The sequence below is a fragment of the Nocardioides jensenii JCM 1364 = NBRC 14755 genome (assembly GCF_001552535.1).
GTDB classification, from domain to species: domain Bacteria; phylum Actinomycetota; class Actinomycetes; order Propionibacteriales; family Nocardioidaceae; genus Nocardioides; species Nocardioides jensenii.
Map to the genome: position 1 here is coordinate 44,948 of NZ_BCRJ01000010.1, position 11,321 is coordinate 56,268.

Consider the following 11,321-nt stretch of genomic DNA (forward strand, 5'->3'; position numbering starts at 1 on the left):
CTTCCCCGTCGGTTGGCCTTGGTCGACCGGAGCAGCACGGGCCTATAGCTCAGACGGTTAGAGCGCTTCCCTGATAAGGAAGAGGTCAGAGGTTCAAGTCCTCTTAGGCCCACCCACAGATCCCACGTCGCTACGAAGGGGAACACATCCCATGAAGAAGATCCTGCTTGTCGTCCTGGCCGCTGCCGGCGCCGTCTTCGCGAAGAAGAAGCTCGACGAGTCGAAGAACGAGCAGGCCCTCTGGGCCGCGGCGACCGACGACGTCAAGAAGAACTGACCCACCTCTGATCGATCCGGCCCCGACCGGCTCGGTCGTTCGGGGCCTTGGCGCAATTGGTAGCGCACCTGCTTTGCAAGCAGGGGGTTAGGGGTTCGAGTCCCCTAGGCTCCACCACGAGAAACCGCAGGTCAGGCTACAGTTTCTACTCACTTCGGGGCCGGCGATAGGTGCCAGATCGACCGGGCTGGTGCCAGATTGGTGCCAGATCGGCCAAGGAGTTGTCGGGCGGCTACCGCAAACACTTCTGTCATGACGAACCGGAGAAATGACCTTCCTCGGCGATGGACGGCTGATGGCCAACATCGACGACTCGCCTCTGCTGGGTGCACCATGCATCGCAGCGGCCGCTGAACACGGCGTCGGTCTCCTGCGACGAGCAGCGTCGCCAGGCGTTCCGGAGGTGCGAGCACGGAACAATGCTCCGTGACTCCGGACTACCGGGAGTGGACCCCTGCGGAGTCCGGTCGAAGTGTCCCAACCAGACAGGGGCCTGGTGTCCGGTCGGGGGCAAACGCGGTCCGGCCTACCCGTCTAGCGGATGCAGCGCGCCCGGCGTCCGGGACGAGCCACACCTCGATGCCGAGGGCGCGGCGAACCCGGTCCGGCACACGCGCAACGGCTGGCCGACTATCTCGGCGCGCAGCTGCTCGACGCGAGGCTGGTGCTGTGCGGAGCGGCGGTTGGCGGCACGCCGGGAGTGTTTGCCACGGGCCATCAGGAGCCGCCGCCCTTACTTGTGCCAGCGGAGCCCTCCACGCAAATGACGAAACTTGATGAAAGCCGGGAGGGCTGGCCCATGCGTCAGCCGGGTTGCCCGGGCACCACCGCACCAATCTGCCGGGCCCGGGCGCACCTGTGACCTACGCCGTACGAACGGCCCGACTACGACTCCTGGTGGCTCTTCCGGGGGCGTGGTCCTGGGCTGGGCGGCTCGAACTTAAGGACGTTACCGTCCTCCACGTCGGTTGCCAACGGAGCGTCTCGGACCAGGGCGGTTCGGTACGTGCGCAGTAGCTCACGAAGTTCCTCACCGTCGTACTCCGCAGCCAACAGAAGTGCGGCGATGAGCTCGCGCCGATTGGTCCGCTCTCCAGCGTCCTCCGCCCGGTCGAGCAGATCGTCCAGTCGACGATCGAGCGCGACCGGCCACCTCAAACCCACCTGCCGGTCCTGGGAGCTACACAGGCGCGCATCCAACGGCACGGAGTGTCGGTCGCGAGTCATGTCGGCGGTCGTTCCTAGAATAAAGATATGTCTGTCAGAGGTCTATCTGACCTCATCGTCACCATCATGGCTGCCGGCGAGGTCGCCGCGCTACCTGCCCGGGAGCTCCGTGCCCTTCACGAGGTCCTGGCGTCGCTGCACGCCGACACCGGCGACGACGCCGACGCGATCTGGCTCCGGTTCGGTGGTCGGCCACCGGTACACCGAGATGCCGACGTCCAACGCCGGGTCGAGGGCGTCACCGATGCCCTGTGGGACGCGGTGACGCGCGGAATGATGACCACCTCCGAGGACCCGGACGGATCAAACGCCGAGTTCGTCCTCGGCCACGAATCGTCGACGAACGCCCGACGCCGCTTGTTGCGGCTCCCCGTCGAGCAGGCCACGTCGGTCTACCGGACGGGGGCGTCGCTCGCTGCCGCCTCGACGGCACGGAAGAAGGCCGCCAGTTTCCCGGCGTCGTCGGCGTCAACGCGACGAGTCAGACTTCGGTAACCTCGCCACTGACGGCCAGCAGTCCGCCAGGCCGCGGTCAGCTTCACCTTCCCCTTGTACTGACCGGACCCGACCGGTTCGGCCACGACCCGATACTGGCGTGAACGACTGGCGGGCGCGTTCGGCGGCCACCGACCCTCCCACCGGCCGACGAAACCCTCCCCGCTCTCACGTCGCCAGTCCACGCAGGCGGCGTCTTCGAAGAGCCGCATAGCGTCGGCGGCCGTGTCCGGGCGGCGCTCGGGGTCTCGAGCGCAGAGGGTACGCACGATCCGGGCTACCTTCGGTGCCACCCATGGGGCGGGCTGAAAGTAGCGGTCCGGTTGCGACCGGCGCCGCTCGGCGAGCCGCTTGTCGATCACCCGATAGTCCAGATCGTCGATGGGGAGCGGTCCGTTGAGCATCTCCAGCAAGACCATGCCAACGCCGTAGAGGTCGGCGCGCACGTCGAGCCCCCCGTCGACTGCCTCCGGAGCGGTGTACGGCCGCGTCTGGCCACCGGCCGGAACCCTTCCAGCGGCAAGCCGGGCGGCGGAGCCGAAGTCGCCGAGGTAGCCGCGCCGGCGGTCCGCGTCCAGCATCACGTTGTCGGGCTTGACGTCGCGATGCACCAGCTCGTGTTCGACGTGCACGTAGTCGAGGGCGTCGAGGATGTCGTAGGCGATCTGGAGCGCCCCGCTGACCGAGAACCTGTAACCCTCCTCCAAGGCCCTGTACACGGTGCGGCCCTCGCAGTACTCCGTCGTGAACGTGACGACCTTGCGCTCCGGCGGGTACCGCCCGTCCCACTGTGCCTCGAAGATGCGGACCACCCGGTCATGGCGTAACCCCATGAGGATGCGCGGCTCGCTGCGGGCCACACCACCGGGAACGCCGAAAAGGTCGATGGTCTTGGACACCACCTGGCGGCCGTGTACCTCGTTGACCCAGAGAATCGACTTACCCTCGGCCCCGACACCCACCGTGTGCAGCAGCGAGTAGGTCGGCCGCTCGAGGTACTCACCATGCAGCGTCGCCTGCTGGGGCTCAGACATCGCGCCCGCCCTCCTTCAGGCCGGCCAGTGCGGTCATGGCAGCGAGGTCACGCTTGTCCGGCCCCCAGTGCGGGTCCTGACGGGTCACGACCTTCGAGGCGTGGGCGGACATCTTGTTCTCGTCCGGGATGCCCAGGACGTTCCGGGCGGTCTTTCGCGCAACCCGGCGAAACTCAATGTCACGGGATGCTGCGGCGAACGCGACCACGGTCTCCATCGTGATCCGGTCCACCAGCTCGTTGTAGGTGTACTTGAACCGCTTGGAGTACTCGGCGGACAGCAGCCAGACGCGGTCGATCTCGTGGGTTCGGACGAGGCGAGCGATCGCGTCGCGTGCACGCTCGAGCGCGGCCCCGGACTCGAGAGCCGTGGGCAGCGTGACCTTGTAGTCCTTCCCCAGGTCGACCGGCCCGTCGGCGTCAGCGCAGGCAAGCCACAGGGTGGACGCGGTGGCGTGCACTCCCAGTACCCGCATACGCACCTCCAGCTCCCATGCCGCAATCAGGATCAACGATAGGCGGAGGCGAAGGGAGACGGACCCCGGTTGCCGGAACGGGGCACACAACGTCACCGCCATGGTCCACGCGTCCCGTCGCGCTGGGCCTGCTCGGGGTCGTCGACGAGCGGCCGCCCCTGCTGTCAGCGACCATGACGGTCGACCGGCCCTTGGCCGCACACCGCAGCTTGTCGGGGCCGATCCCTACGATCATGCGTTACGGACGGCGCAGCCCTGAGGAGACTGCGCGACTGACCGGGGGAAATGTGGATGGAACCCCACCTGGCGCTGAGCTGCTCGTTCAGACCGGTCTCATCAGGTTGTCGAGGTCCTCGCGGAGTACTCGCAGCCCGCGCTTACCGCAGACGTAGGCCGGCAGGTCACCGCTGGCGATGCGCCGGCGGACGGTCTTGACGGACGTCGCGATGTAGACCGCGGCCTCTTGGAGGGTCATCCAGTGCTTGTCGCCAGGGATCGGCTGGCCGGTCCGTCGCAATGAAGGCATGTCACCGGCCTCCTCTCAGGAAGCGTCGCAGCTCCGCGACCGTGATGTAGAGCCGGCCGTTGCCGTTGAACCGGTGCCAGGTCGGGCCTCGACCGCAACGGTGCCACTCGCGTACCGCGCGTTGCGGCGTACGGGTGAGGGCGCAGAACTCCTCGAACAGGATGATGCCGTTGTCGTCCCACTCATCGGGGACTCGGATCGGGGCGATGGTCACGGCCCAACTCCTTTCGTGAATCGACCGCAGGTTGCTGTCTGTTTGGAGAAGCAACCGCGATCGTGGAATTTCGGACACCTGCCGTCGGACGTTCTCGATCACCTTTAGGTCACGCAGCGGTGCCGGCGATCACGCGCCAGTGCCACATTCCGCATTCGCTCGGCCTGGCCCGCAAGGCTCGACGTGAGGCCCTACAGAGTTGGGTGGCAACATCGGTCAGGTCCAACTCGTCGGGTTGCGAGGCCGACGCAGGTTTCCAACTCGCTGGTCGCAACGACGGGGCGGCGGTAGGCCTCTGTCGGTGTCGACTTCGAGTGGCGCCAGGGTGGATGCCGCCCGCGCCACAGGCAGAGCGCGTAACGCCACCTCGTCGTCCGTGACCAGCAAGTGTCGACGACCAGTCCGCCCGGGCGGAAGACCTCGGACCTTCTCCCCCGCTGGGTCGTGTTCGGTCAGGTTGTTCTGACTCGGCTGTCCGATCGAGGACGCGACCGGTTGCTTCTCCGCGGCAGAGCACACATCTCACGAGGAGGGCAGCCCGATGAACCAGTTCCCGAACAACTCGACCGGCTCCGCCGGCATCACCCAGGCTCACCCAGTAGTTGCGCTGCGCGACCAGCTGACGCAGACCAGGATGGCGGCGAAACAGCTCAGGTCGATCCTCGCCACGGTCGATGACCCCGGGCGCAGGTTCGGTGAGATCCGATGAAGGAGTGCGAGGTGCTCGCGGCCGCCGACGCCGTCTTCGACGCGGAGCGAGCGCTGCGGCTGGCCGCTGACACCGTCGACGAGCTCGGCGACCTTGCCGCGTCGTCTCTGCGGGTCCTCGATGATGCGGCAACCGACGCCTTCTACGCGCACCAGGAGGAGCGGCGGGACTTCCACCTGGAGTCCGCCGGCGACCAACTGGCGCGGCTGCGCAACAGGTCCGGTCTGATGAACGAGCTCGGCGAGGACCTCACCCGCCACCTCACCGCCGCCGGCAGCGCCATCGAGCGCGCTGGCGACGAGCTCGCGCGCGGCATCGACGGGGATGACCGTGACACGGACGTCCGGGCACTGCGCACCCAGATCGACATCCTGACCGAGGTCGTCACGCTGGCGCGGACGGTCGCGGAACAGATCACCCGCCACGCCCAGCACGCCGCTGAGTCAGCGGCCGCGACCGATGCACTGATGCTCCTCGACTCGCGGGTCCACCACGCCGGGCAGGAGGTGACCCGGGCCGACGAGGGCGTGTCGATGATGCGCTCGGTGATCGAGAGCGCACAGTCCCGGGCGCGGACCTCAGCGGCGCTCGCCGGTTCCCTCAGCTACGCGGCCACGCACACGAGCCGCCAGTCGTGGTCCAGCGGTCCTCAGCAGACCCACCAGCCCGACAAGCCGGCCGACCCCGGCATCGCCATCTGAAAGGAAAGGTGCACGCGCCATGGGTGATCGCACACCGATCGAAGTCATCGTCTACTCCTGCCCACCGGAGAGAGTGAACGCCGTCCTCGAGCTCTTCGAGGAGTTCGGCCTGGGAGACAAGTCGGGCTTCCTGGTGACCCCCGTGCCAGGCCCGAGCGACCAGCGGAGCCTCGAGTTGGGCCGGGAGTACATCCACAGCGACATCTCCGTGGGTTCCAGTGCGGAGATCGCGGCGGCCCTGCCCGCCGAGGCGGCCTGGAAGGTCTGGGAGGACCTATTGACCGCACCAGCCCGGCCCGTATCCGGGAGTGTTCGTCGCGGACTGCGACGCGCAGGGTCGCTCGGTGTTCACCAGCGAGGAGGTCGACCGCCTCATCGAACGCACCGACGCAGACCGCGTTCAGCTCGGGCACCTGACGGGCCGCACCTGGGAGACCGCGCTCGAGCAGCTCGACGAGGCGAACAAGGGGATCGTGATCCCAAGCGACACTCCGCCCGGCACCGCTGCAAGCCGTCGCGCTCAACCAGCTCGTTTCCGGACCGTCGCGGTGGATGCCCGCCGACGCGCCGGGTCAGGCTCGTTCGACGTCGGCCCCAGATCGGTAGCCGCCCGGCTGTCCGATCCGCCGGTTCGCCGGTTGCTTCTCCAGAAAACGTCCGCGCCAACTTGAACAGGTGGGTCCTCGATGAACAACACGCTCACGATCCGATCGCATGACGAGCTGATCGCCTACGTCCCGCACCTGCTGGGCTTCCAGCGAATCGAGTCGAGCATGGTGTGCCTCGCAATCGGCGGCGGACCGACCGCGCGCCTTGACCTTCCGGACTCGCCCGAGGCGATGAGGCTGTTCCTGGACCAGATGTCCGACGTCTACCTCCGTCGGCACCCGACTCGCGGTGTCGCACTCATCGCGTTCGGCGAGGACGGGCGGGCCTGCATCGAGGCTCTTGCCGCCCTGGGCGAGACCTTGGTCGACAGCGACCGCGGTCCCGACGTCGGCCCGATGCTATGGGTCAACGGCGAGGAGTGGTTCGACGTCCTCGACGGCACCAGCGGGACTGTCGACCCGGCGACCCGCGTCCGGATGGCCGCAGAGTTCGCCCTGATGGGCCGGGCCATGCCGGTCGCCACGCGGGAGGATCTCGCCGCCGCGATGCAGGGCGACCCCACTGCGGTCGCCGAGCATCTGCCGGCTGCCGAGGCCCGTGTTCTGGACATGGACGCCGCTGCCCTTCGTGCCGAGGTCGGGTGGCTGGGAACTCGGCTTGACCAGTTCCGGAGCGATCGGGAGTACCTCTCCGACGTCGACGCGGCCCGCGTCCTGGCTGTGATCCACGACAGCGGAGCTAGGAACGTGGCCGAGATGCGGATGACGCGTGAGAATGCGCCGGTCTACTCGGAGTTCTGGCACGACCTCGTCCGTCGCGCGCCGGACGAGGTGCGTGATACTCCGGCGGCGATGCTGGCACTCAGCTCGTACCTGGAGGGCAATGGCGCGCAGGCGTGGGTGGCGCTCGATCAGATCTCCGAGCCGCGTCCGCCGCTGGCTGACCTCGTGGCGACCGCCCTTGAGCAGGCGATCGACCCGCGGGAGTGGGAGCGTGCGCTGCAACCACAGGCCGCGGGCTCGCTGATGCAGCAGGCAGCCCTGCGCGACAGGACCGCGCCGGAGCGCCGCACCCACGACCAGGACGCCCACAACACCCACGGCGTCGACGGCCCGGAGTCGTCGACCCCTGGCCGCTGAGAAGGACGGAGACCAGACCCGTGCAGAACACTCGCTCTCGACTGGAGAAGCGCCTCGCGCAGCTCCTCACCACCACTCCCCCACTCGCTGCGCGACCCGCGCCGGGACAGCCCCGGATCGACGTCGTCCACCTCTCCCTGGCCGACCAGGATCGCCTGGACATGTGCCTGCGCGAGTAGGCGTCCGGGGCACTTGTCAAGGATCCGACCTGCAACCTGTGGATAGTTGACCGGTATCCACAGGCCGACGGCGCTGCGGTTGCGCTGTCGGTGGTTCGGTACACACTCAGAGTGGAAGTGTCGGCGCGTTCGGGTCGTGCCGGCTGGCGCGGATTCATGAAGAGTCCCGCCACGAGGGGACGTGAGGAACATGCGGATGTCGACCAAGTTGATCCGCCTGTGCGCCGTCGTGCCGGCTGGTCTCGCTGGCAGCTTTGTCGCGGTCATCGGCCTGGGCTTCCTGCCCGGCGAGGGCCTGGTGTTCGCGTTCCTGGGCACGCTGCTGGTTTCGCTCATCTTGGCGTGTGGCTGGCTGGAGGCTCCCGTTGCCCGGATCTTCGGGTTTGCCCGCGGCCTTCGTCCCGGGCAACGCTCCGTCCTCGACCCGACGCTGGCCCTCCTCGAGAAGCTCGACCTCGCCCCCGGGCGGGTCCTGGTGCGGCTCGACGACGACGCGAGGCTGCCCGCAACACCGATCGGGCGCCGTACGGTGATCGTGGAGCCGTGGCTGGTGCAGGGCCTGTACGAGCGTCGACTGACGACCGAGGACGCCGCGATGGCGATCGGGCACGCGGTCGCGAGCCAGCGAGTCGGCCCGTCCCGGTTCGACCTGGCGGCGCGGCTGTGGGCGCTGCCTTGGATGCTTGTGTTCGTGGTTGTGCGGCAGATCGCGCGCCTGTTCTCGTGGGTGCCCGCCGGCGGGTTCGCGTGGCATCTTCGGGTCGTGGTCGGTGTCCTCGCCGTCTTCCAGGGCTTCCAACCGGGCGGCGATCCTGCGATCGGGGTCGCGGCCGGCGTGCTGGTGGCGGTCAGCTACATCGCACCGGCTGCCGATCGGGCCTGGCGCTCGGTGGTACAGCGCGACGCCGACTGCATCGTCGCCCAGCGCGGGCTCGCTGGCTCGCTGATCCAGCTCGCGCAGTGGCAGCACGGCTCCGCCTCGCTGGAGCGGGTGCACCGCATCAGCGCAGCCGCGGAGGAACGCAAGCAGGCATGCGCGCAGGGAGAGTCCGTGCCGGCCGGACACGAGGGGAACGGCCTAGTGCTGGCACATCCGACCGCGCTCCGCTGAAAACAAAGAAGGGATATCGACCGTGGATGACCTCCACCTCGAGGCCGACCTGTTCTTCGGGCCGTGCAACGACCCTGACTGTCCCGCCGTCCACTTGATCGAGAACGCACGGTTGCGGGTCGATCACGGGTGGCCAAACCGCGACCACCTGCGTCTCATCGCCGGTGAGGATCCATACGGCGAAACCGAGTAGTCAGCGCGAGCGCTCCACCGCGGTAACCAGCGGCGAACAACGTCAAAGCAAGGTTCGGGCTTGGTCGAGGTGGGCTGCGAACTGCTTCGTCTTCCGTTTGCGACCGAAGGTCTGCAGCGTCGCGGCGTCGAGGTCGACGCTGCTGATGCTCGGGGTGCCGTTCTTGAGGAGGCGCATAGCGTTCGCGATCTCGACTGGGCTGATCTCCATGAAGGGCCTGCCGACGGTGCTGTCATTGGGGCGGAACTCGCCCCACCTGTTCGGGTCGAGGTCGGTCGGCCACACAAACTTGTCGTCGTCGACCAGCAGACCGGCCTGCCGGATCTGGTAGGTCATCTTCTTCTCACGAGCCGGCCAGAGGCGTTGGACTCCGAAAGAGGCGGCGGTGAGCTGGGCGAGCCGGTCGATGTGGATCGGTCCCTCAAACTCTGCGATCTCTGTGGCAACGGCGCGGACCTTCTCCTTGGCAACCTTCTTGGGGAGGTCATCGAGCACCGAGACATCGCCCACGGGGACCACGGCCCAGGGCTCGAACTCGAGGCGACCCGATCCGATGGTCGGGGTGGCGCTCGCGTCGGCGCGGGTGAGTACGCCAGGGTCGGGGCGGACCACGTCCGCGGCGGCGAGCGCTTTCGCGGGGGGGGGGTTGCCGGCACGATGGGCTCAGGGCTCACCGGGCCGCCGTATGGAGTGACGCCCTTCTCCTCGGCGAGCGCGTGGAACGCCTCCTCTCTTAGCCTGCTCGCTCCCGCGACTCCCTCGCTGTCGTCGAAGTGCTCCAGCAGCCGCACGGCGAAGTCGTGGGCACGCCACGCATCCAGGGTCGTCAGCTCGTCGTGGTGCGCCCAGCGGTTGCGGACGATCCGCAGCTCACTGCCGAGCGCACTGACCAGGCGTGTGTGGTCATCGAAGGGGAAGCCCAGGTTGCCGAGGCGCTCGGTGATCGCCTTGAGCTGCGACTGAAGGTCGGTCGCGACGCACGACTTCGGCGGCCTGCCGCGCATCTTGTCCAGCTCGGTGAGCACTGTCGGCCACGGCAGCCCACCGAGGCTCGGCGCCAGCCTGGCGCCGATGATCGGGTCGAGTCGCTGAGCGAGGTGGTGCAGACCCCTGTCGACGGAGTAGCGAGCGTCGAAGGCCATCAGAAGAGCTCGCCCGAGAGTTTCGTTCCGGGAATCTGGTCCAGCGCCTCTTCCTGGCCGCGGGTTCCCTTGACCGCCATCCACGTCACGAGCCGAACCTCGTGCTTCTCGATGTCCGGCAGTGGTTCGCGAGGTGGTGGGGCGGTGATGCCAGCCTCGTCGAGGACCTCGGTGACGAGTCCGATGCGCTGTTCGTCGGTGGCGCCCTGGTTGAGTGCACCGCGCACCTGCCGGGCGACCTTGGCCGAGGGCACGCTGCGCAGCCGGTTGGCGAGGGAGATCTGTGCGTCCTTGCCGAGGTAGCCGCCCTTGCGGAGCACCAGCGCGTAGGCATCGCGGAAGGACAGCGGCAGGTCGGGCTGGAACGCGTTGGGGTCGGTCAGTTCCTGCCACGCTGCGTAGACGCTGTCGCGAGCGATCTCCCACGCGTCGAACGCGTGGTCGTAGACGTCATCGGGCAGCCAGCGCTCCGCGTTGGAGTTCTCCGGGTCTGCGACACGCAGCGAGATGAGGGTGTCCGAGGAGACGATCGGTTCGCCGTCTTCGGTGAGGCGGAGCGTCCAGTCGTCGGTGGCGGGGACGTAGCGGAACCAGGGCTTGGAGCTCTTGCCGATCTTGACACAGAAGACGTAGCCGTTGCCGTGGACGACCGGGTTCACGAACCCGCTGCCGGATCCGTAGGGAAGGGACAGGACGTCGGACTTGAGGACCGGCTCCATGCTGAAGGCCCCGAAGAGGCGCCGGCGGTACTCCTCACCGGACAGCGAAGCGCTTGAGCCGCCCGAGTCGAGAAGTTTCTCAAACTCGTCGATGACCCGGTCGTCGGCGAGGTTGACATCGTGTCCCGGACCGCGCCCCGGGAGGACCTCCCCGGCACCGACTGCGGCGTCTGCGAGCGCGAGCTTCGCCTCCAGGCGTGACTCCAGCGCGAGGAGGGCATCGAGGCGCTCGGCGGGGAAGAACAGGCCGAGGAAGACGTAGTCGTGCTTGGAGCCGATGCGGTCGACGCGGCCGTGGCGCTGGACGATGCGCATGGGGTTCCACGGCAGGTCGTAGTTGATCATCTGCCCGGCCTGCTGGAGGTTCACGCCCTCGGCCAGCACGTCGGTGGTGAACAGGATGTCGAACTCGTCCTTGGCCGAGGGCTCGCCCGCGGCGTTGCGCGGCCCAGCTGTGGCCGGGGCGAATCCGGCGATCGTCGAGGCACGGCCGCCCTGGTCGACGCCGCCGCTCGCGCCGCGCTCGTGGGTCTTGGCGTAGGAGCCCATGATCGGCGGGGCAACGCGCCCG

At 68.0% G+C, this 11,321-nt stretch carries 14 protein-coding genes, 2 tRNA genes and 1 pseudogene; 10 read left to right on the plus strand and 7 right to left on the minus strand.

Annotated elements, in window-relative coordinates; all coding sequences use genetic code 11:
* Window positions 1-38 precede the first annotated feature (38 nt).
* The 4 genes from NJ4_RS05360 to NJ4_RS25030 all read left to right on the plus strand — a co-directional run bounded on the left by NJ4_RS05360 (window position 39) and on the right by NJ4_RS25030 (window position 1,999).
* Window positions 39-112 (plus strand) — tRNA-Ile (locus tag NJ4_RS05360).
* Window positions 113-151: 39 nt separating this feature from the next.
* Window positions 152-277 (plus strand): DLW-39 family protein, encoded by a 126-nt coding sequence (locus tag NJ4_RS26335; RefSeq protein WP_217996763.1) that lies wholly within the window; start codon window positions 152-154, stop codon window positions 275-277.
* A gap of 41 nt (window positions 278-318) precedes the next feature.
* Window positions 319-394: transfer RNA gene (locus NJ4_RS05365), tRNA-Ala, on the plus strand.
* 1,137 nt (window positions 395-1,531) lie between these two features.
* Window positions 1,532-1,999, plus strand: coding sequence for a hypothetical protein (locus NJ4_RS25030; RefSeq protein WP_157550770.1), 468 nt, complete (start codon window positions 1,532-1,534; stop codon window positions 1,997-1,999).
* Here the strand turns inward: NJ4_RS25030 and NJ4_RS05375 are convergent.
* The 4 genes from NJ4_RS05375 to NJ4_RS05390 all read right to left on the minus strand — a co-directional run bounded on the left by NJ4_RS05375 (window position 1,897) and on the right by NJ4_RS05390 (window position 4,248).
* Window positions 1,897-3,033 (minus strand): serine/threonine-protein kinase, encoded by a 1,137-nt coding sequence (locus NJ4_RS05375; RefSeq protein ID WP_067431333.1) that lies wholly within the window; start codon window positions 3,031-3,033, stop codon window positions 1,897-1,899. The genes NJ4_RS25030 and NJ4_RS05375 overlap by 103 nt on opposite strands.
* Window positions 3,026-3,508, minus strand: coding sequence for a hypothetical protein (locus tag NJ4_RS05380; RefSeq protein ID WP_067431336.1), 483 nt, complete (start codon window positions 3,506-3,508; stop codon window positions 3,026-3,028). Before NJ4_RS05380 ends, NJ4_RS05375 begins: the two co-directional genes overlap by 8 nt.
* Before the next feature lie 322 nt (window positions 3,509-3,830).
* Complete coding sequence (locus NJ4_RS05385; protein WP_067431339.1) at window positions 3,831-4,034, minus strand: helix-turn-helix domain-containing protein; 204 nt, start codon at window positions 4,032-4,034, stop codon at window positions 3,831-3,833.
* A gap of 1 nt (window position 4,035) precedes the next feature.
* The gene (locus NJ4_RS05390; RefSeq protein ID WP_067431341.1) at window positions 4,036-4,248 is read right to left on the minus strand and encodes a hypothetical protein; all 213 of its coding nucleotides are present in this window, start codon (window positions 4,246-4,248) and stop codon (window positions 4,036-4,038) included.
* 541 nt (window positions 4,249-4,789) lie between these two features.
* Here NJ4_RS05390 and NJ4_RS25920 point away from each other — a divergent pair.
* The 6 genes from NJ4_RS25920 (at window position 4,790) to NJ4_RS05410 (ending at window position 8,696) form a co-directional block, all read left to right on the plus strand.
* Window positions 4,790-4,957: a hypothetical protein gene (locus NJ4_RS25920; RefSeq protein ID WP_169799216.1), complete on the plus strand. Its 168-nt coding sequence runs from the start codon at window positions 4,790-4,792 to the stop codon at window positions 4,955-4,957.
* Window positions 4,954-5,658 (plus strand): hypothetical protein, encoded by a 705-nt coding sequence (locus NJ4_RS05395; protein WP_067431344.1) that lies wholly within the window; start codon window positions 4,954-4,956, stop codon window positions 5,656-5,658. Before NJ4_RS25920 ends, NJ4_RS05395 begins: the two co-directional genes overlap by 4 nt.
* Window positions 5,659-6,002: 344 nt before the next feature.
* Window positions 6,003-6,329, plus strand: coding sequence for a hypothetical protein (locus tag NJ4_RS05400; protein ID WP_157550773.1), 327 nt, complete (start codon window positions 6,003-6,005; stop codon window positions 6,327-6,329).
* Window positions 6,330-6,344: 15 nt separating this feature from the next.
* A complete protein-coding gene (locus NJ4_RS05405; RefSeq protein ID WP_067431350.1) occupies window positions 6,345-7,406 on the plus strand; it encodes a DUF4192 domain-containing protein in 1,062 nt (353 codons plus the stop codon).
* 20 nt (window positions 7,407-7,426) lie between these two features.
* The gene (locus tag NJ4_RS25540) at window positions 7,427-7,585 is read left to right on the plus strand and encodes a hypothetical protein (protein WP_157550776.1); all 159 of its coding nucleotides are present in this window, start codon (window positions 7,427-7,429) and stop codon (window positions 7,583-7,585) included.
* Window positions 7,586-7,781: 196 nt separating this feature from the next.
* Window positions 7,782-8,696, plus strand: a complete 915-nt coding sequence (locus NJ4_RS05410; protein WP_067431353.1) for a hypothetical protein — start codon at window positions 7,782-7,784, stop codon at window positions 8,694-8,696.
* A 235-nt stretch (window positions 8,697-8,931) separates the two neighbouring features.
* Here NJ4_RS05410 and NJ4_RS26510 read toward each other — a convergent pair whose 3' ends face one another.
* From NJ4_RS26510 to NJ4_RS05420, 3 genes and pseudogenes are all read right to left on the minus strand, one after another.
* Complete coding sequence (locus NJ4_RS26510; RefSeq protein ID WP_245644466.1) at window positions 8,932-9,501, minus strand: DUF3320 domain-containing protein; 570 nt, start codon at window positions 9,499-9,501, stop codon at window positions 8,932-8,934.
* A gap of 173 nt (window positions 9,502-9,674) precedes the next feature.
* A pseudogene (locus NJ4_RS27135) lies at window positions 9,675-10,031 on the minus strand (Swt1 family HEPN domain-containing protein); the annotation flags it as partial.
* The coding region (locus NJ4_RS05420) for a helicase-related protein (RefSeq protein WP_281178258.1) at window positions 10,031-11,321 on the minus strand (1,291 nt) is incomplete at its 5' end. The gene NJ4_RS05420 and the pseudogene NJ4_RS27135, both read right to left, overlap by 1 nt.